This is a genomic window from Luteipulveratus halotolerans, from assembly GCF_001247745.1.
Taxonomy (GTDB): Bacteria; Actinomycetota; Actinomycetes; order Actinomycetales; family Dermatophilaceae; genus Luteipulveratus; species Luteipulveratus halotolerans.
Map to the genome: position 1 here is coordinate 706701 of NZ_LAIR01000002.1, position 17976 is coordinate 724676.

A 17976-nucleotide genomic window follows, 5' to 3' on the forward strand; every position below is an offset into this window, starting at 1 on the left:
GCTTGCGCGCCGACGACCAGCAGGAGGACTCGCCCCCATGACTTACGTCATCGCCCAGCCGTGCGTCGATCTCAAGGACAAGGCCTGCATCGAGGAATGCCCGGTCGACTGCATCTACGAGGGTGAGCGTTCGCTCTACATCCACCCCGACGAGTGCGTCGACTGCGGTGCGTGCGAGCCGGTCTGCCCGGTCGAGGCGATCTACTACGAGGACGACACTCCTGAGGAGTGGGCGGACTACTACAAGGCCAACGTCGAGTTCTTCGACGACCTCGGCAGCCCCGGCGGTGCGGCCAAGCTCGGCAAGATCGCCAAGGACCACCCGATCATTGCCGCGCTGCCGCCCCAAGAGCACGACGAGTGACGACAGCGGCACGAGGAAACGAGCGCAGCGAGGCCCGGAGGGTCGCGTGGAGTCACGACCGGGGGCACGAGTGAGTCTGCAGCTTCCTGACTTCCCCTGGGACTCGCTCGCTGAGGCGAAGGCCCGGGCCCACGAGCACCCCGACGGCATCGTCGACCTCTCGGTCGGCACCCCGGTCGACCCGACGCCGCGCATCCTGCGTGACGCGCTGACGGCGGCGTCCGACGCACCGGGCTACCCCCAGGTGTGGGGCACCCCCGACCTGCGCGAGTCGGTCAGCGCCTGGTTCGCGCGTCGTCGCGGCGCGGCCTCGGTCGACCCCGACGGCGTCATGCCGACGGTCGGCAGCAAAGAGCTCGTCGCCTGGTTGCCGACGCTGCTCGGCCTCGGCGCCGGCGACACCGTCGCGTTCCCGGCGATCGCCTACCCGACGTACGACGTGGGCGCGCGTCTGGCGGGTGCGACACCCCGGCCGATGACGAGTCTGCTCGAGCTGGGGCCGTCGTCCCCGCGACTGCTGTGGCTCAACAGCCCGAGCAACCCCACCGGCCAGGTGCTCGGCGTCGAGCACCTGCGCAAGGTCGTCGAGTGGGCGCGCGCTCGCGGCGTCGTCGTCGCGAGCGACGAGTGCTACGCCGAGCTGACCTGGGAGGGCGACGAGCCCGCACCGAGCATCCTCGACGACCGCGTCAGCGGCGGCTCGCACGAGGGGCTGCTCGCGGTCTACTCGCTGTCCAAGCAGTCCAACCTCGCCGGCTACCGCGCCGCGTTCGTCGCGGGCGACCCCGCGCTCGTACGCCGACTGGTCGAGGTGCGCAAGCACGCCGGCATGATCGTGCCGTGGCCCGTCCAGCGGGTCCTGCGCGCAGCCGTCGGCGACGATGCCCACGTGCAGGAGCAGAAGCAGCGGTACGCCGCCCGCCGGGCTCGCCTGCGCACCGCACTGGAGCAGACCGGCTGGCGCGTCGACCACAGCGAGGCCGGCCTCTACCTGTGGTCGACCCGCGACGAACCGTGCCGGGACACCGTCGCGTGGCTCGCCGAGCGAGGCGTCCTCGCCGCGCCGGGCGACTTCTACGGCGCACCCGGCGCTCAGCACGTCCGGATCGCGCTCACCGCGACCGACGAACGGATCGACGCGGCAGTCACCCGACTCACCGCGGATTGACACCCAGTCAAAAGGTGCGTGCTGACGCCCCTGGGCCGATTGCATCGACAAGGCAACGCTGGGGTAACGTCGGCCGGGCTGACTTTCCGGCGGACCTCGCCGGCACGCAAGGAGGACGGACAGCACATGACAACTGAGGGCACCGCCACGTTCAAGGCGGGCGACAAGGAGCTGTCGTTCCCACTGCTCCCGGCAACCGAGGGCAATGCGGGCTACGACATCTCCTCCCTGATGAAGGAGACGGGCAACACCACGCTCGACGTGGGCTTCGTCAACACGGCGTCGTGCCAGTCCGCGATCACCTACATCGACGGTGACGCTGGCATCCTGCGCTACCGCGGCTACCCGATCGACCAGCTGGCCAAGAACTCGAGCTTCCTCGAGGTCTCCTACCTGCTGATCTACGGCGAGCTGCCGACCCCGTCCGAGCTCGAGGCCTTCACCTCGCGCATCGGTCGCCACACGATGCTGCACGAGGACCTCAAGGACCTCCTCGCAGCGTTCCCGCGCGACGCGCACCCGATGTCGGTGCTCTCCGCGGCGGTCTCTGCGCTCGGCACGTTCTACCCCAACAGCCTGTCGATCACCGACAAGGACCAGGTCGAGCTGTCCACCACGCGACTGCTCGCCAAGCTCCCCACGATCGCGGCCTACGCGCACAAGAAGAGCCAGGGTCAGCCGACGCTGTACCCCGACAACCGCCTGGACCTGGTGTCCAACTTCCTGCGCATGACGTTCGGCGTCCCGGCCGAGGACTACGAGGTCGACCCGGTCGTCTCGAAGGCCCTCGACCAGCTGTTCATCCTGCACGCCGACCACGAGCAGAACTGCTCGACCTCGACCGTCCGTCTGGTCGGCTCGGGTCACGCGCACCTGTTCGCGTCGATCTCCGCGGGCATCCACGCCCTGTCGGGCCCGCTGCACGGCGGCGCCAACTCGGCCGTCCTGGAGATGCTCGACAAGATCGACGGCAGCGACGACGACGTCGACACCTTCATGAAGAAGGTGAAGAACAAGGAAGACGGCGTCAAGCTCATGGGCTTCGGCCACCGGGTCTACAAGAACTACGACCCGCGCGCCGCCATCGTCAAGGAGACCGCCCACGAGGTGCTCCAGAAGATGGGCGTCAACGACCCGCAGCTCGAGATCGCCATGCGCCTCGAGGAGATCGCCCTGAAGGACGACTACTTCGTCGAGCGCAAGCTCTACCCGAACGTCGACTTCTACACCGGCCTGATCTACAAGGCCATGGGCTTCCCGACCGAGATGTTCACGGTGCTGTTCGCCATCGGGCGTCTGCCGGGCTGGATCGCCCAGTGGCGCGAGATGATGGAGGACCCGGCCACCAAGATCGGCCGCCCGCGTCAGCTCTACATCGGTGAGCCGGCCCGCGACTTCGTCGGTATCGACAAGCGCTGAGTCTCTCGCTCGTACGACGAAGCCCCCTTCCGCCGCGGCGGAAGGGGGCTTCGTCGTACGAAGGACGGGGTCTCGATCAGAGGAACGGGACGCCGTAGCCCTTGCAGACCGGGTTGAACGTCTTCGGGCCGTCGGCGAGAGCGTTCATCGTCATCTGCAGGGTCGGGTCGTCGTTGAACAGGCCGATGTGACCGGCAGCGTCCCAGGGGCACTTGTCCTGGAGCACGATGTTGTTGACGTCGGCGCCGGACAGGGTCTGGTTGATGTACGGGGTCACGACCCTGTCCTGCTTGGTCGAGATGACCGTGTACTTCGGGCCGGCCGGCACGTCGTTGCTGCCGTTCGGGAACAGCTCGCGGGTGTAGTCGCTGGTGTAGGTCTGGTCGATGACGCCGGGGAACTGGCCGACGTTGCTGATGCCGGTCACGAAGCCCATCAGGTTGAGGCTGTCGCCGAGAGCCACGATGCCGTTGAGGGACGTGCCCCGCGAGCTCGGGGCCCAGCCGACGTAGTGTGCGGTCTTGCTGGCTCCGCCCATCTTCTTGATCCACCACATCGGGACGCTGCCGCCCTGGGAGTGGCCGATGATGTCGACCTTCTTGGCGCCGGTCGAGGTGAGCACCTTGGTGACGAAGGCGTCGAGCTCCTGGGCGGAGGCCTTGATCGAGCCCAGTCCGCCGACGCGGTCGGCGGAGATCGACGTCATGCCGTAGTTGTAGGCGAACGTGCAGTAGCCGGCGTTCTTCAGGCGCGGACCGGCCTTGACGAAGTTGGCGCCGTGGTTGAAGAACGTGCCGGGCAGCAGCACCACCGGGTTGGGGTGCTCGGCAGTCGGCTTGCAGGAGAAGTCGTTCGCCCCCGCCGTCGAGTCGGGCGAGACGGCGAACCGGTAGAGCGCCTCAGGGACCCCGCCTTCGGGCAGCTCGGCTGCGTGGGCCGGTGCACCGGCTGCGGCCAGGAGGGCCGTGGCGGCACCGGCGGCCGCGAGGCCGAGGCGGGTCTTGCGTGAGGGCGAACGCAGCATGAGCAAACTCCTAGGTCGAGCTTCACACCGGCCCAGGGGTGGCCGGTGTGACGGAGATTACTCGTGAGTTGGGTCACTTAGACGCGGGAAACGCCAGTATTTCCTCGTGGTCAGGCGAGCTCGACGCGCACTGTGGTCGAACCGGCCGTCGGCTCGCTCGCGTCGTGCCAGCTCCAGCCGGCCTTGCCACGCTCACGGCGCCACTCGCGGTCGCCGACGGTCACCCGGGTGACGCCGTCGGCCTCCGCATGGGTGACGGCCCACCCGGCGAGCGCCCAGGCGACCTTCTCGCTGGACGCCGTGAGCGACAGGCCACCGTCGGCGACCGAGCCGCGTGCGCCCGTCTGCTTCTTCATCTTCGCGAGGAGCTCGTCGGGAGCGGTGGACTCGGTGGCCGGGTCGAGCCGGCATCCGACGGCCGCGGGCACCTCGCCGGAGAGCACCTGACTGATGGTGCGTCCCTGGTCCTCGTGGTCGGCGTACGCGTCGGGGTGCCCGCTGCGCTGGACCTCCTGGGCGACCTCGGTGAGCGGTCGGTCGCGCCAGCCGTCGACCTTGAGCAGGTGCTTGTAGAACTCGCGGCTGGAGTAGACCGGGTCGGCGATCTGCTCGGCGGTGCCCCAGCCCTGGCTCGGTCGCTGCTGGAACAGCCCGAGCGAGTCACGGTCGCCGTAGGTGAGGTTGCGCAGCTTGGACTCCTGGATCGCCGTCGTCACCGCGATGTACGCGGCCTCGGTCGGCAGACGGTCGAGCGTGACGGCGACCGTGGTGATGGTCGAGGCGTTGGCGGCCTGCTCGGGATCCCACTTCTCCTCGGTGCCCCCGTCGACCATCCGGCAGCTGCGGCCGCCGAGGTAGTTCTCCAGGTAGTCGTAGGCGCGGAATCCGCCGTAGGCGACGAGGCTGACCACGACCAGCGGGATGGCACAACCGATCACCTTGCGCCACGGGCCGCGGGCGCCGTGCTCCTCGAAGTCGAAGTCGTCCAGGTCGTAGGGATGGGCGCCGTCGTGCCCGGCGTCACCCGGGGGGTGCTGGCTCACGGAGGTCAGTCGTTGGCGTGCAGCGCGTCGTTGAGCGTGATGCCGTCGCCCTGGCGTGCGCGGCACTCGACGACTCCGGTGGTGGAGTTGCGGATGAACAACATGCCGTTGCGCCCGGAGAGCTCCTTGGCCTTGACCACGGTGCCGTCCTGCAGGGTGACCTTGGTGCCGGCCGTGATGTAGAGGCCCGCCTCGACCACACAGTCGTCGCCGAGGGCGATGCCGATGCCGGCCTGTGCGCCGATGAGGCAGCGCTCGCCGATCGACACGCGCTCGGTGCCGCCGCCCGAGAGCGTGCCCATGATCGAGGCGCCGCCGCCGATGTCGGAGCCGTCGCCCACGACGACGCCCTGCACGATGCGGCCCTCGACCATGGAGGTGCCGAGCGTGCCGGCGTTGAAGTTGCAGAACCCCTCGTGCATGACCGTGGTGCCCGAGGCGAGGTGCGCGCCGAGGCGGACGCGGTCGGCGTCGGCGATGCGCACTCCGGTCGGCAGCACGTAGTCGGTCATCCGCGGGAACTTGTCGACGCCGAAGACCTGGACCGCGCCGTCCTGACGCAGTCGCAGGCGGGTCGTCTCGAAGCCGTCGACCGCGCACGGTCCGTGGTTGGTCCAGACCACGTTGTTGAGGACGCCGAACAGGCCGTCGAGGTTGATGGTGTTGGGCTGCACCAGCCGGTGGGAGAGCAGGTGCAGTCGCAGGTAGGCATCCGACACATCAGCCGGCGCGGCGTCCAGGTCGACCTGGGTGTGCACGACACGGGTACGGACGCCGCGACGCGGGTACTCGCGGGCGGCGGCGGACAGCTCGGCCGGGGCGGCGTACGGGTCGTCGGTGTGCGGTGAGCTGCCGAGCGCGGGCGAGGGGTACCAGGTGTCGAGGACCTGACCGGTCGAGGTCTCAGTGGCCAGGCCGAAGCCCCAGGCCGTGCGCGGGGAAGTCATGCGCCAAGCCTAGAAGGGCAGGGCGGCTGCGGGCGACGCGGCTCACCTGGTGGCCGCGCCGCCCGAGTCCGGTCAGGACCAGTGGGGGTCGCGACCGGTCCAGGCGACCAGCCGCTCGTACGCGCCCGCGTCCTCGCTCACGGGGACGACGGGTCCGAACGGGATCGCGCCACCGCGGGGCTGCTCCGGGAGGATGGCGACGTACGACTGTCGAGCGGTCGTCGCGAGCTCGGGGTCGAGGTCGTCGGTGCGGCCGATCGCCGCGGCCAGGTCCCAGGAGTGCACCGTGATCTCGCCGACGTACGACGCGATCGCGCCGCGCCCGGTGGTGCGTCCCCACGGCACCTCGACGGAGCGGTCGAGGTTCGCGTCGTCCGCGAGCAGCGGCTCGAGCGCGGTGACCCCGGCTCTCCAGTCGCCTGCCCAGTCGGTCGAGGCGACCTGAGGCGGGGCCGTCGAGAAGTGCTCGCCCGACAGGATCGTCGCCAGTCGGCGTACGACGCCCTGCAGGTGCTCGATCAGGGTCTTGACGTCGAAGTCGGCGCACGGCGTCGGCCGGTGAGCCTGGTCGGTGGAGGCGACCTGCATGAGTCGGTCGACCTGGGCGAGGGCGCCGCGCAGCTGCGGACGCAGGTCGGGGATCGTCGGTGTGGAGGTGGTGGGCATGGTGTCTCCTTCGTCGTCGGTCGGCTCGGCGCCGAATCCGCTGGTGCACCAGTCCATCGCCCAAACAAGACATCCTCTGTCATGTTCTGATGGGACGATCCGAGCATGCGCGCTGATCGCCTCCTGAGACTGCTGATGCTCCTGCAGCGGCACGGCAGAGCGACCGCGCCGTGGCTGGCTCAGGAGCTCGAGGTCAGCACCCGCACCGTGCTGCGCGACATGGACGCGTTGTCCGCGGCGGGCGTGCCGGTCTACACCGAGCAGGGGAGGGGAGGCGGCTGTGTCCTGCTCGAGGGGTTCACGACGCAGGCCTCGGGCCTGACGCCGACCGAGGCACAGGCGTTGTTCTCCTGGGCGGCGCGTGAGACGGCCGGCGACCTCGGGCTCGGCGCCGATCTCACCTCCGCGCTCGCCAAGATCGCCGCGACGGCTCCCGCTCAGGCGGTGCAGCAGGCCGAGGCGTTCGGCGATGTGGTGCTCGCCGACCGGCGGCGCTGGTTCGCTGCGGTTGACGACGTCGCCTGGTTGCCGGCACTGCGTGAGGCGGCCACGGCTGGTCGACGCGTACGCATCTCGTACGCGTCCGCGGAGTCGACGAGTCCGTCGGTCCGTACCGTGCACCCGGTCGGGATCGTCGACCACTCCGGACGTTGGTACCTCGTCGCGGAGCACCGTCGGCAGCAGCGCACCTACCGGGTGTCGCGCGTGCAGGACGTGCAGGTGCTGGCCGAGCCCGTCGACCTCGCCGACCCACGGCCGCTCTCCGAGGTCTGGGACGACCTGCGGCGCCGGTTCGAGGGCGGCGCCGCGCCGACGCGCGTCACCGTGTCGGTCGACCCGGACGCCGAGGGTGAGCTGTGGCGACTGCTCAGCATGCAGCTCGCGCCGGGCTCGCAGATCGAGGTGCGCAACGGCGGGGGAGACCGCGCGGTCTGGTCGTTGCAGGCACGTCTGCCGTCCGTCGTGGCGTCGACGGCCGTGCTGAAGGCCCGCGAGATGACTCTGCTCGAGCCCCAGTGGCTGCGTGACGAGGTGGCGGCCGGAGCCGAGCGAGCGCTCGCGACCTACGGACGGCCTCCCGAGCCGCCCGGTGCGATGCGACAGGATGAGCAGCATGCCTGAGCTGGACCTGAACTCCGACGTCGTCACCCTCACCGCCGCGGTCTGCGACATCGAGTCGGTGAGTCATCACGAGAGCGACCTGGCCGACGCGGTCGAGGCGGCCCTGCGCGCGCTGCCTCATCTGGAGGTCGTCCGTGACGGCAACGCCGTGATCGCGCGCACCGACCTCGGCCGTGCCGAGCGGGTGGTGCTCGCGGGACACCTCGACACGGTGCCGCTCACCGACCCGCCCAACCTGCCCGTACGACGTGAGAACGGCATGCTCGTCGGCCGCGGGACGACCGACATGAAGGGTGGCGTCGCGGTCCAGCTCAGGCTCGCCGCGACCCTGACCGAGCCGACGCGTGATGTGACCTACGTGTTCTACGACGCCGAGGAGGTCGAGGACGTCCACAACGGTCTGCGCCGGCTGGGCGAGACCCGACCCGAGCTGCTCGGGGCCGACTTCGCGGTGCTCCTCGAACCCACCGACGGCGGAATCGAGGGCGGCTGCAAGGGCACGCTGCGGGTCGACGTGCGCGCCGAGGGTGTGGCCGCGCACTCCGCCCGGCCGTGGAACGGCCGCAACGCCATCCACGCCGCGGGCGACATCCTGGCCCGGCTGTCGGCGTACGAGACCCGCACCGCCCGCGTCGACGGGCTCGACTACCACGAGGCGCTCAACGCCGTCGGCATCAGCGGCGGCATCGCCGGCAACGTCATCCCCGACGCGTGCACGGTCACCGTCAACTACCGGTTCGCCCCCGACCGCTCGGGCGAGGAGGCGCTCGCGCACGTCCGCGAGGTGTTCGAGGGGTACGACGTCGTGCTCGGCGACACCGCCGACGGCGCCCGACCGGGTCTCGACCGCCCCGCCGCGCAGGCGTTCGTCGCAGCGCTCGGCCTGCCGGTCACGGCGAAGGAAGGGTGGACGGACGTCGCCCGCTTCTCGACGCTCGGTGTCCCGGCGGTGAACTTCGGGCCAGGAGATCCCAACCTCGCCCACACCGACGACGAGCGCTGCGCCGAGCAGCAGATCATCGACGCCGAGGCGGCGCTGCGGCGCTGGCTCGACGGCGACCACTGACCGCTCCGACCGAGAGGGCCACCCATGACCACCCGCGAGTACCGCAAGGGCGCGACCACACTGCGCGGAGACCGCGTGCCGGGCACCACCACCGACGCGCGACTGCTCGACAACGCCGAGTCCTCCGACTGGCTGCACACCGACCCGTGGCGGGTGCTGCGCATCCAGAGCGAGTTCGTCGAGGGGTTCGGCGCGCTCGCCGAGCTCGGCCCGGCGATCAGCGTCTTCGGCTCCGCCCGGACGCCGGTCGACTCGCCGTACTACGCGCTCGGTGAGCAGGTCGGCCGGCTGATCGCCGAGGCGGGGTACGCCGTCATCACCGGAGGCGGTCCGGGCGCGATGGAGGCGGCCAACAAGGGCGCCATGGCGGCGGGCGGCACCAGCGTCGGGCTGGGCATCGAGCTGCCCTTCGAGAACGGCCTCAACCCCTACGTCGACCTCGGCGTCAACTTCCGCTACTTCTTCGCGCGCAAGACGATGTTCGTCAAGTACGCCGAGGGCTATGTCGTGCTGCCCGGCGGGTTCGGCACGCTCGACGAGCTGTTCGAGGCGATCACCCTCGTGCAGACCCAGAAGGTCACGAGCTTTCCGGTGGTCCTGCTCGGCAGCGACTTCTGGACGCCGATGATCGACTGGCTGCGCGGCAGCCTGCTCGCGCACGGGATGATCAGCGAGGCCGACGTCGAGCGGCTCCACGTCGTGGACGACCCTCGAGAGGCGGTCGACCTGATCGTGTCGTCCAACGACGAGCGACGTGCGGCCGCAGGTCGCCCCGAATGACGCGAGGCCGACCCGGCCGTCAGAGCCGTGACCTATCCTCGGTCGCGTGATCGTCGTCCTCCTCGCGCTCCTGCTGATCGTGATCGGCCTGGCCACAGGCGTCGTCATCGGCCGTATCCCGGTGACCGGCATGGACGACGCCACGACGACCACGCCCTTCGAGCCGCTGCCGGCGGGGCCGATCACCGACGCCGACCTCGACGAGCTCCGTTTCGACCAGACCCTGCGGGGCTACCGCATGACCCAGGTCGACGGCGTCATCGACCGCCTCCGCGACGAGCTGCTGTCGCGCGACCGCGAGATCGAGCAGCTGCGCTCCGAGGTCGACGGGCGCACGCGCTCGCTGTCGACCGACTGATCTCCGTGCCGGTCCAGATCGTCCGCACCAGTCCCGTGGCCGCCGAGCGGCTGTGGGAGGTCTTCGTCGACTGGCCTCGCCACGGCGCGTACGTCCCCCTCAGCCGCCTCGAGGTCACCGGGCGGCCGGGCGTGGGTCAGGTGGTCGACGCGATCACCCGGCTCGGCCCGCTCGAGGTGCACGACACCATGCGTGTCGACATCTGGCAGCCTCCGTCGCGCGAACGCCCGGGCGTCGCGCTGCTCACCAAGACCGGCCGTGTCCTGAGCGGGTTCGGGCGGCTGGAGATCACGGCGACCGGAGCCGGCTCACGAGTGCAGTGGGACGAGGACGTCCGACCGCGGCCGGCCTGGCTCGGACGCCTGACCGCACCGGTGGCGACCGTGCCCACCCGGATGCTCTTCGCGCGCGTGGTCGACGGTCTCGTCCGAGAAGCCGAGCAGAGCCGATGACGTCCGCAGACGGCATCGTGATCGGCCCTGACGGGCGGCCCCGCTGCGCCTGGGCCGGCTCCACGCCCGACTACCTCGTCTACCACGACGAGGAGTGGGGCCGTCCGGTCCACGGTGAGTCCGCTCTGTACGAACGCCTGACCCTCGAGGCGTTCCAGTCCGGGCTGTCCTGGATCACGATCCTGCGCAAGCGCCCGGCCTTCCGGGCGGCGTTCTCCGACTTCGACGCCGACACCGTCGCCCGCTATGGCGCGGGCGACGTCGAGCGGCTCATGAACGACGCAGGCATCGTCCGCAACCGACGCAAGATCGAGGCGGCGATCACCAACGCGCGCGCCGTCGTACGCCTGCGTGACGAGGGTGGTCTGGACGCGGTGTTCTGGTCCCACCGTCCGGCTGTGCACCACCCGCCGCGTACGCTCGCCGACGCAGTGGCGACCACACCTGAGTCGGTCGCTGTGGCCAAGACCTTGAAGAAGGCGGGTTTCGCGCACGTGGGGCCCACGACGATGTACGCCGCGATGCAGGCCTGCGGGGTGGTCGACGACCACCTGCTCGGCTGCTTCCTCGGTGCGGGGGACTGACACCATGAGCACAGCCGTGCTGGGCGCCGAGCGCAGCGGCCGCGTGGCCGAGACGACCGAGCGGGCGCACCTGCTCGCCCGGCGGTTCCTGCCGCTGGTGATCGGGTCCTACCTGCTGTTCCGTCTGCTGTCGGCGGTCCTGATGATCTGGCTGGCGCGCCACCAGGTGCCCGAGGGCGTCCCCTTCGGCCCCGAGAGCGGCAGCACGACGACGTACTGGGACATGACCCGCATGTGGGACGGTCGCTGGTACGAGACGATCGTCAACGAGGGCTACCCCGACCAGCTGCCCGTGCAGGACGGCGCGCTCCAGCAGAACCAGTGGGCGTTCTACCCGCTGTTCCCCGAGCTCACCCGACTGCTGATGTCGATCACCGGCCTGCCCTTCGGCGTGGTCGGGTCGATGCTGTCGCTCGTCCTCGGCACAGCCGCTGCGGGTGTCATGGGTGTGCTGATCCGCGACAAGGTCGGCCCGGCCGTCGCGCTCGCGGCCGTCTGCGTGTACGCCGCCTCGCCGCCCTCCCCGACGTTGCAGATGGCCTACACCGAGTCGCTCGCGATGCTGCTGCTGTGCGGGTTCCTGCTCGCCGTGCAGCGTGAGCAGTGGGCGGTGGCGGCGACTCTCGCGCTGCTCACCGGCCTCACCCGTCCGATCGCGCTGCCGCTCGGGCTGGTCGCGCTGGTCGTGGTGGTCCTGCGTTGGCGCGACCGGTCCGAGCGGCCGATCTCCCGACGTGACTGGGGCGGCATGCTCAGCACGCTGGTCGCGTGCGGGCTCGCCGGGCTGATGTGGCCCGCCATCGCCTGGTCGCAGACCGGCAGCCCGACGGCGTACACCGACACGATGGGCACCTGGCGCGTGGGCGGTGAGGTGCACGCGTTCCAGCCGTGGTGGCACAACTCGGCGGTCGCGCTCGGCGACTTCTGGGGACGGTTCTGGCTGCTGGCGTTCGTCGTCGCGATGCTCGTCGCGATGCTGGGCCCCTGGGCGCGCGGGCTGGGCGCTCCGATGCGCACCTGGACGCTCGGCTACCTGCTCTACCTCGGCGCGGTCCTCGACCCGTGGACGAGCATCTACCGCTACCTGCTGTTCGTGTTCCCGCTCGCCGTCGTCATGGTCGGCGGAGGCTGGGCACCGGACGACGAGCGGTCCCGGGTCTACCGGTTCGTCGGCCTGCGCACCGTCGTGCTCGTGCTGCTCGGGCTGGGGTGGCAGGTCTGGTGGGGCTGGGAGCTCCTGCGGTTCATCCCTCCCGCCGACAACCCGATCTAGTTTCCTCTCGCTGATCTCGTCCTTCGTTCGGCGTCGCAGGCTCCGCCGAGCCGGCATCGTCGATCAGCGGCTTCTTCTCGCTGATCTCCTCCTTCGTTCGGCGTCGCAGATCAGCGGTTCCGTCTGGCCCTCGACTCCTCCTCCGGCCGGGCTCGCAGGCCGGGCGGTGGGGCTACCGGCCGTGGAAGGTCGGCTTCTCCTTGGCGAGGAAGGCGTCGACGGCGTCGGCGTGGTCCTGGGTCTTGCCGGTGAGCGTCATCAACTCACCCTCGTACGCCAAGGACTGCTCGAGGTCGTGCGAGGCGGAGTGGTCGACGGCGCGGCGCACCGAGCCGTACGCCACCGTCGGGCCGGCCGCCAACGTCGCGGCGAGCTCGGCCACGGCAGCATCGAGCTCGTCCGCCGGCACGACGCGCGTGGCCAGCCCCAAGGAGAGCGCCTCGTCGGCCTTGACCGTGCGAGGCATGAGCAGCAGCTCCTTGGCCTTCGCGGTGCCGATCAGGCGGGGGAGGGTCCACGAGGCGCCGGTGTCGCACGACAGTGCGATGCCCGTGAACGCCATGTTGAAGCCGGCCGTGTCGGCCACGATCCGCAGGTCGGACGCGAACGCGAGAGAAGCGCCCGCACCGGCCGCGACGCCGTTGACCGCGGCGATGACCGGCTTGTTCATCTCCGCGACCAGCGTGACGATCGGGTTGTAGTGCTCGGGAACGGTCGCGAACAACGCCTCCGAGCCGGACTTGAGCAGCCCGACGTGCTCCTTCAGGTCCTGGCCGACGCAGAACGCCCGCCCCGACCCGGTGAGGACGACCACCCGTACCTCCGCGTCGTCAGCGACCTGCTGCAGCGCGGCGAGCAGCGACTCCTTGGTGGCGACGTCGAGCGAGTTCATCGCGTCGGGGCGGTTGAGCCGGACGGTGGCGACGCCGCCGTCGCGGGTCACGAGCACGGGCGCATCGGACATCGAGGCTGCTCCTTCGGGTGGGCGCGGTCAGTCGGACGACTGTAGGGCTGCGGGTGTCTGCTGGACGGTGTCGGGGTCGCCGACGAGACACGCGTCGACGTACGCCGACGCCGCCGGGCGCAGCGCGCGCGTCAGCTCGTCGAACCTCTCGGCCGCCGCGTGCCCGGCCCAGTCGTCCGGTAGCACCTCCGGTGGCAGGCCGGGGTCGTCGAACAGGAACTTGCGCCACTCATGGACCAAGGTGGTGCGTACGGCGAAGGCTTCCTCCGGCTGTCGCACGAGGTCGTCGACGCGGCCGGTGAGCCGTTCGGCCGAGCGCAGGAACCCGTCGTACGCCCGCGACAGCCCCCGCAGGTCCCACAGGTCACGGGCCAGTGCGGCGCCGTCGCCGTCGAGCCGACCGGAGAAGCTGCGGGTGCGCTGCCCCTCGAGGGCGGTGTCGAGCTCATCGCTGCGGCGTGGCCCGACCCAGGTGTCGGTCGCCATCCGGGCGTAGCCGAGATAGCCGAGCGAGGCGGTGATGCGGTCGCGGCGGCTGCGGTCGGCGACGTGCTCGACCACGACGACGTGCCACGAGCCGTCCCACGGTGCGGGAGCGGTGCGGTAGATGCGGTCCCAGGCCGAGCGCAGACGGCGCTGAGCGCGGGGTGTGGTGGCGTATCCGCGAACTCCGTCGCGCTCCTGGGGCTCCAGCCAGTCCTCGCGCGAGAGCCGCGAGACCGCGGTGCGCACGGCCGGAGCGGCGACGTCGACAGCCGCGAGCAGGCGTACGACGGCGGCGATGGGAGCCCAGCCGCCGCGTTCGGCGAGGTGATCGCCGTACAGGTCGAACACGGCGGAGCGGGCGTGCATGGGCCCCAGTCTGCCCGACGCGCGATCCCGGCCACCCCGGGATTTCCCACCGGCGGCGCGGCAGGCGATAATAGGCCAGCACTTGAGCGCATCAGCTGGGCACCCAGCAGGCAGGCAACCTCCGCGTGGTGATGCGTTCAGACAGCGGACCACGCGATGCGAAAGGGAGTTCCCCATGGCGGCGATGAAGCCCAGGACCGGTGACGGTCCCCTCGAGGTCACCAAGGAGGGCCGCAGCATCCTGCTGCGCATGCCCCTCGAAGGTGGCGGGCGACTGGTGGTCGAGATGAACGCCGAAGAGGCCGCCGCGCTCGGTGAGGCCATCAAGGGCTGCATCGGCTGACGCCACTTCAGTACGACCGGACCCCGGCTCCTCCTGCAGAGGGCCGGGGTTCGTCGCGTTCAGAGGCGGTGTGAGGCACGATCGGAGCATGACCGTGTCGCGATGCCTCGCCGTGGTCCAGGCCGGAGGCCAGGGATCACGCATGGAGGTCCTCACCCACCGCCGGGCCAAGCCAGCACTGCCGTTCGCCGGGACCTACCAGCTGATCGACTTCCCCTTGTCCAACCTGCACCACAGCGGCGTCGACGACGTGTGGCTGTGCCTGCAGTACGAAGCCGGCTCGCTCGACGACCTCGTCGCCAACGGCCGCCCCTGGGACCTGGACCGCACCCGAGGAGGGCTGCGCCTGGTCTTCCCGCAGGAGTCGCGGGACTCCGCCGAGGAGGACGGGTTCGCGACGGGCAACGCCGATCAGCTCTTCCGCATCCGCGATCAGATCCGGCGGGCGGACGTCGACGTCGTGCTGGTGATGAGTGCCGACCACGTCTACGAGCTCGACTACACCGAGGTGCTCGCGACGCACCGGGCCTCCAACGCGGAGTGCACGATCGTGACGACGACCTGCAGCCGGTCCGAGGCGTCCGCGCACGCGACCGTCGAGGCCGACGACGCAGGCCGCGTCACCGACTTCGCTTACAAACCCGACGATCCCCGGACCTCGGTCATCGCCACGGAGGTGTTCGCGTACGACGCGCGCCTGCTCGTCGAGGGTCTCGAAGAGCTGCAGCGCAGGACCACCCACGAGGCGGAGGAGGGCGACACCGGCCTGGGCGACTTCGGTGAGCACCTCGTGCCATGGTTCGTCGACCGTGGACGCACCGTCGCGCACGCGATGGCGGGCTACTGGATGGACGTGGGACGGCCCGAGACCTATCTGCAGGCCCACCGAGACCTCATCGCGGGCAAGGTCGACGTGTTCAGGTCCGACCGCCCCGTGCTCACCCAGCAGCCGCAACGACCGCCGGCGCGGGTGGTCGAGGGCGCCCAGGTCGTCGACAGCCTCGTCAGCAACGGCGCACGCGTGGAGGGGACCGTGCGCCGCAGCGTCCTCGGTCCGGGTGTGGTCGTGGAGCGCGGTGCGGAGGTCACCGACTCGATCGTGTTCCAGGACACCGTGATTCGTGCCGGTGCACAGGTCTCGTGGACGATCGTCGACGAGCACGTCACCGTCGGGCGCAGCGCCCGTGTCGGTGGTCGCCCGCGGACCCGGCCGGTGCCGACGGACCGGATCACGTTGATCGGTGCGCGTTCTCGGGTCGCGGCCGGGCACACCGTGAGCGGCGGTGCGCGCGTCGAGCCGGACCGGCGGGTCTAGCGCTTGACGGCGGTCAGGAGTCCGTCGCCGACGGGCAGGAGCGCGACCGTGAGCGTCTCGTCGTCACGCAGCTGCTTGCCGAGGTCACGCAGCACGACCGTGGTCTCGTCGCGCACCGCTGGATCGGCGACCCGGTCGTGCCAGAGCATGTTGTCGATGGCCATGACGCCGCCCGGACGCAGGAGTCGGATCGCCTGCTCGACGTAGCGCGGGTACTCCGGCTTGTGCCCGTCCACCAGGACGAGGTCGTAGGCGTTGTCCGCGAGGCGAGGGAGCACGTCCAGGGCGCTGCCGGAGATCGTGCGGGTGCGCTGCGAGGCGACGCCGGCGGCGGCGTACGCCTGCTTGGCCGCACGCTGGTTCTCGGGCTCGATGTCGATCGTGGTGAGCACCCCGTCGGCCGGCATGCCGCGCAGCAACCACAGGCCGGAGGTGCCTGCGCCGGTGCCGATCTCGACCACGGCGCGCGCCGCCACGGCAGCCGCGAGCATCGACAGCGCAGCACCGGTGCCGGGAGACACGGGCGGGCAGCCGAGCTCGCTGCCGCGCCGACGAGCCGCCTCGATGACCTCCGGCTCGTGGGGGAACTCCTCGGCGTAGGCCCACGTTGCAGGCTTCATGGTGCTCATGGCGACGACTGTAGTCGCGCCCGACAAGGTCGGGCGCACCCCAGGTTCTGCCCAGGTGGCGTCCAGGTTGCCGCGCCAGGATGGCGTGACGAGGCCAAGGCGTCTCGGGCGACGCGGGGGCGTCGCGCCCGGAAGAGGTGAGCCCATGTCCAGCAGCAGCGCCACACAGGCTGCGCCCGTGCGACCGACCCGCACCGAGGTGCCCGACCAGGCCCCGCCCGGGTGGGAGCCGCCGACCTGGGAAGAGATCGTCACCGAGCACTCCGCTCGCGTGTACCGCCTCGCCTACCGGTTGACCGGCAACGTCCACGACGCCGAAGATCTCACCCACGACGTCTTCGTGCGGGTCTTCCGCTCCTTGCACTCCTACCGGCCGGGCACCTTCGAGGGCTGGTTGCACCGCATCACCACCAACGTCTTCCTCGACAAGATGCGTCGCAAGCAGCGCATCCGGTTCGACGCGCTCGCCGACGACGCCGCTGCGCGGCTGCCCAGCCGTGAGGCCGGCCCCGAGCAGCAGTACGCCGACACCCACTTCGACGACGACGTGCAGCGTGCGCTGGACGCTCTTGCACCGGAGTTCCGGGCCGCCGTCGTCCTGTGCGACATCGAGGGGCTGTCCTACGACGAGATCGCGACCACGCTCGGCATCAAGCTCGGCACGGTGCGTTCGCGGATCCACCGTGGCCGCGCCCAGCTGCGTGAGGCCCTGGCGCACCGGGCTCCGGCACCGCGTCCCACGCGCACCCCGGTGAGCTCGGGGCCGTCCCTCACTTCAGGACGCGTGATTCCTGGGGCAGGATGATGACTGTGCGCGCTCATCACCTCGGCGAGGCGGTCCACGACTACGTGGACGGCCTGCTCGACGCTGAGCGGACGCTGCGCGTCGAGCGTCATCTGCTGGTGTGCACGATGTGCCGCGCACAGGTCGAGCAGGAACGACGACTGGTCGAGAGCCTGCGGGCGTTCCGACCCGACCCGCGTCGGCAGCAGGACCTGATGGCCGGTCTGCTCGGCCTGGCCGACGAGGCGCCCATCCCTCCTGCACCGGCCCCGCGCCGTACGCCGTCACTCGTGATGTGCGACGCGCCCCCGCAGTACGAGTCGGTCCGGCAGCACCCGATGCTCCTGGCGCTGGTCGCCGTGGCCGGCTGTGTCGGGGTGTCACTGGTCGTGGTCAGCCTTCCGTCGCGCGCGGCGAGCACAGGCGGAGTCAACATGCCCGCGAGCGTGCGGCTCACGACCTCCCCGGGCGCAGACACAGCGCCGGCAGGCGGGGTCGTGCCCGCCGCCGTGGCGCGTGCCGAACGCGACGCCGACGACGCCGTGCAGATCCCGGACCCCCGTGCGCTCCACGTCCGGGCGTCGGTCCGGGTGCCGTGAGCGGTTCAGCGCTGCGGCACAATCTGCTCCATGACTGATGACGGCGGGCGCCCCGATCCTGCCGAGGGATCGACGCAGCCGATCAGCATCGAACGCACCGGCCCCGTCGACGTGCCCACGTCCGCCCCCGCGAGCCGTCCGGGCCCGCCTGCTCCGGGACCCCGCCCAGGCCCACCCGGGCCGCAACCTGGGCCGTTCGGCCCCCAGCCTCCGTACGGCCCGGC

The 17976-nt window shown here is 70.7% G+C and carries 21 protein-coding genes; 14 read left to right on the forward strand and 7 right to left on the reverse strand.

Going from position 1 to position 17976, the window contains the following annotated elements:
- Window positions 1–37: 37 nt before the first annotated feature.
- The 3 genes from fdxA to VV01_RS03965 all read left to right on the forward strand — a co-directional run bounded on the left by fdxA (window position 38) and on the right by VV01_RS03965 (window position 2951).
- A complete protein-coding gene (gene fdxA, locus VV01_RS03955) occupies window positions 38–364 on the forward strand; it encodes a ferredoxin (protein WP_050668758.1) in 327 nt (108 codons plus the stop codon).
- A 70-nt stretch (window positions 365–434) separates the two neighbouring features.
- Window positions 435–1532: a succinyldiaminopimelate transaminase gene (gene dapC / locus VV01_RS03960; RefSeq protein ID WP_050668759.1), complete on the forward strand. Its 1098-nt coding sequence runs from the start codon at window positions 435–437 to the stop codon at window positions 1530–1532.
- Between the two features lie 126 nt (window positions 1533–1658).
- On the forward strand, window positions 1659–2951 hold the full coding sequence (locus VV01_RS03965; protein ID WP_050668760.1) for a citrate synthase: 1293 nt from the start codon (window positions 1659–1661) through the stop codon (window positions 2949–2951).
- A 76-nt stretch (window positions 2952–3027) separates the two neighbouring features.
- On the opposite strand, the gene VV01_RS03970 is transcribed toward VV01_RS03965, so the two are convergent.
- From VV01_RS03970 to VV01_RS03985, 4 genes are all read right to left on the reverse strand, one after another.
- A complete protein-coding gene (locus VV01_RS03970) occupies window positions 3028–3975 on the reverse strand; it encodes a lipase family protein (RefSeq protein WP_050668761.1) in 948 nt (315 codons plus the stop codon).
- A 110-nt stretch (window positions 3976–4085) separates the two neighbouring features.
- Window positions 4086–5018, reverse strand: coding sequence for a hypothetical protein (locus tag VV01_RS03975; protein ID WP_050668762.1), 933 nt, complete (start codon window positions 5016–5018; stop codon window positions 4086–4088).
- 5 nt (window positions 5019–5023) lie between these two features.
- Window positions 5024–5965, reverse strand: a complete 942-nt coding sequence (gene dapD, locus VV01_RS03980) for a 2,3,4,5-tetrahydropyridine-2,6-dicarboxylate N-succinyltransferase (RefSeq protein WP_050668763.1) — start codon at window positions 5963–5965, stop codon at window positions 5024–5026.
- 72 nt (window positions 5966–6037) lie between these two features.
- A complete protein-coding gene (locus VV01_RS03985; protein WP_071606504.1) occupies window positions 6038–6631 on the reverse strand; it encodes a TIGR03086 family metal-binding protein in 594 nt (197 codons plus the stop codon).
- A 105-nt stretch (window positions 6632–6736) separates the two neighbouring features.
- Here VV01_RS03985 and VV01_RS03990 point away from each other — a divergent pair, with 105 nt between their 5' ends.
- The 7 genes from VV01_RS03990 to VV01_RS04020 are packed head-to-tail and all read left to right on the forward strand — an operon-like array spanning window position 6737 to window position 12266.
- Complete coding sequence (locus VV01_RS03990) at window positions 6737–7753, forward strand: helix-turn-helix transcriptional regulator (protein WP_050668765.1); 1017 nt, start codon at window positions 6737–6739, stop codon at window positions 7751–7753.
- Entirely contained in the window at window positions 7746–8819 is a 1074-nt protein-coding gene (dapE, locus tag VV01_RS03995; RefSeq protein WP_050668766.1) for a succinyl-diaminopimelate desuccinylase, read from the forward strand. Before VV01_RS03990 ends, dapE begins: the two co-directional genes overlap by 8 nt.
- A 24-nt stretch (window positions 8820–8843) precedes the next feature.
- Window positions 8844–9599, forward strand: a complete 756-nt coding sequence (locus VV01_RS04000) for an LOG family protein (RefSeq protein ID WP_050668767.1) — start codon at window positions 8844–8846, stop codon at window positions 9597–9599.
- A gap of 46 nt (window positions 9600–9645) precedes the next feature.
- Window positions 9646–9957: a DivIVA domain-containing protein gene (locus tag VV01_RS04005; protein WP_050668768.1), complete on the forward strand. Its 312-nt coding sequence runs from the start codon at window positions 9646–9648 to the stop codon at window positions 9955–9957.
- 5 nt (window positions 9958–9962) lie between these two features.
- Window positions 9963–10409, forward strand: a complete 447-nt coding sequence (locus VV01_RS04010; RefSeq protein ID WP_050668769.1) for an SRPBCC family protein — start codon at window positions 9963–9965, stop codon at window positions 10407–10409.
- A complete protein-coding gene (locus tag VV01_RS04015; RefSeq protein ID WP_050668770.1) occupies window positions 10406–10993 on the forward strand; it encodes a DNA-3-methyladenine glycosylase I in 588 nt (195 codons plus the stop codon). The genes VV01_RS04010 and VV01_RS04015 overlap by 4 nt, the downstream gene beginning before the upstream one ends.
- A 4-nt stretch (window positions 10994–10997) precedes the next feature.
- Window positions 10998–12266 carry a hypothetical protein gene (locus VV01_RS04020; RefSeq protein WP_231635145.1) on the forward strand — a complete coding sequence of 423 codons (1269 nt, stop codon included), beginning with the start codon at window positions 10998–11000 and terminating at the stop codon, window positions 12264–12266.
- 172 nt (window positions 12267–12438) lie between these two features.
- Here the strand turns inward: VV01_RS04020 and VV01_RS04025 are convergent, their stop codons facing one another.
- Together VV01_RS04025 and VV01_RS04030 are read right to left on the reverse strand one after the other, a co-directional pair.
- Window positions 12439–13230: an enoyl-CoA hydratase/isomerase family protein gene (locus tag VV01_RS04025; RefSeq protein WP_050668771.1), complete on the reverse strand. Its 792-nt coding sequence runs from the start codon at window positions 13228–13230 to the stop codon at window positions 12439–12441.
- Window positions 13231–13257: 27 nt separating this feature from the next.
- On the reverse strand, window positions 13258–14082 hold the full coding sequence (locus tag VV01_RS04030) for a PaaX family transcriptional regulator (protein WP_050668772.1): 825 nt from the start codon (window positions 14080–14082) through the stop codon (window positions 13258–13260).
- Window positions 14083–14257: 175 nt separating this feature from the next.
- Between VV01_RS04030 and VV01_RS22180 the strand changes: the two genes are divergently transcribed.
- Complete coding sequence (locus VV01_RS22180; RefSeq protein ID WP_071606277.1) at window positions 14258–14425, forward strand: DUF3117 domain-containing protein; 168 nt, start codon at window positions 14258–14260, stop codon at window positions 14423–14425.
- Window positions 14426–14513: 88 nt separating this feature from the next.
- A complete protein-coding gene (locus VV01_RS04035; protein WP_050668773.1) occupies window positions 14514–15740 on the forward strand; it encodes a glucose-1-phosphate adenylyltransferase family protein in 1227 nt (408 codons plus the stop codon).
- On the opposite strand, the gene VV01_RS04040 is transcribed toward VV01_RS04035, so the two are convergent.
- Entirely contained in the window at window positions 15737–16369 is a 633-nt protein-coding gene (locus VV01_RS04040) for an O-methyltransferase (RefSeq protein ID WP_050668774.1), read from the reverse strand. The two genes, VV01_RS04035 and VV01_RS04040, sit on opposite strands and share 4 nt — an antisense overlap.
- Before the next feature lie 145 nt (window positions 16370–16514).
- Here VV01_RS04040 and sigE point away from each other — a divergent pair, with 145 nt between their 5' ends.
- Both sigE and VV01_RS04050 read left to right on the forward strand, forming a co-directional pair.
- Window positions 16515–17174: an RNA polymerase sigma factor SigE gene (sigE, locus tag VV01_RS04045; protein WP_050668775.1), complete on the forward strand. Its 660-nt coding sequence runs from the start codon at window positions 16515–16517 to the stop codon at window positions 17172–17174.
- A gap of 5 nt (window positions 17175–17179) precedes the next feature.
- Entirely contained in the window at window positions 17180–17752 is a 573-nt protein-coding gene (locus tag VV01_RS04050; protein WP_197274985.1) for an anti-sigma factor family protein, read from the forward strand.
- The last annotated feature ends 224 nt before the right edge of the window (window positions 17753–17976 follow it).

Coding starts and splice junctions, on each gene's coding strand:
- fdxA (WP_050668758.1), top strand. CDS start 38: ATGACTTACGTCATCGCCCAGCCGTGCGTCGATCTCAAGGACAAGGCC.
- VV01_RS03965 (WP_050668760.1), top strand. CDS start 1,659: ATGACAACTGAGGGCACCGCCACGTTCAAGGCGGGCGACAAGGAGCTG.
- VV01_RS03970 (WP_050668761.1), bottom strand. CDS start 3,975: ATGCTGCGTTCGCCCTCACGCAAGACCCGCCTCGGCCTCGCGGCCGCC.
- dapD (WP_050668763.1), bottom strand. CDS start 5,965: ATGACTTCCCCGCGCACGGCCTGGGGCTTCGGCCTGGCCACTGAGACC.
- VV01_RS03985 (WP_071606504.1), bottom strand. CDS start 6,631: ATGCCCACCACCTCCACACCGACGATCCCCGACCTGCGTCCGCAGCTG.
- VV01_RS03990 (WP_050668765.1), top strand. CDS start 6,737: ATGCGCGCTGATCGCCTCCTGAGACTGCTGATGCTCCTGCAGCGGCAC.
- dapE (WP_050668766.1), top strand. CDS start 7,746: ATGCCTGAGCTGGACCTGAACTCCGACGTCGTCACCCTCACCGCCGCG.
- VV01_RS04000 (WP_050668767.1), top strand. CDS start 8,844: ATGACCACCCGCGAGTACCGCAAGGGCGCGACCACACTGCGCGGAGAC.
- VV01_RS04015 (WP_050668770.1), top strand. CDS start 10,406: ATGACGTCCGCAGACGGCATCGTGATCGGCCCTGACGGGCGGCCCCGC.
- VV01_RS04020 (WP_231635145.1), top strand. CDS start 10,998: ATGAGCACAGCCGTGCTGGGCGCCGAGCGCAGCGGCCGCGTGGCCGAG.
- VV01_RS04025 (WP_050668771.1), bottom strand. CDS start 13,230: ATGTCCGATGCGCCCGTGCTCGTGACCCGCGACGGCGGCGTCGCCACC.
- VV01_RS04030 (WP_050668772.1), bottom strand. CDS start 14,082: ATGCACGCCCGCTCCGCCGTGTTCGACCTGTACGGCGATCACCTCGCC.
- VV01_RS22180 (WP_071606277.1), top strand. CDS start 14,258: ATGGCGGCGATGAAGCCCAGGACCGGTGACGGTCCCCTCGAGGTCACC.
- VV01_RS04035 (WP_050668773.1), top strand. CDS start 14,514: ATGACCGTGTCGCGATGCCTCGCCGTGGTCCAGGCCGGAGGCCAGGGA.
- VV01_RS04040 (WP_050668774.1), bottom strand. CDS start 16,369: ATGAGCACCATGAAGCCTGCAACGTGGGCCTACGCCGAGGAGTTCCCC.
- sigE (WP_050668775.1), top strand. CDS start 16,515: ATGTCCAGCAGCAGCGCCACACAGGCTGCGCCCGTGCGACCGACCCGC.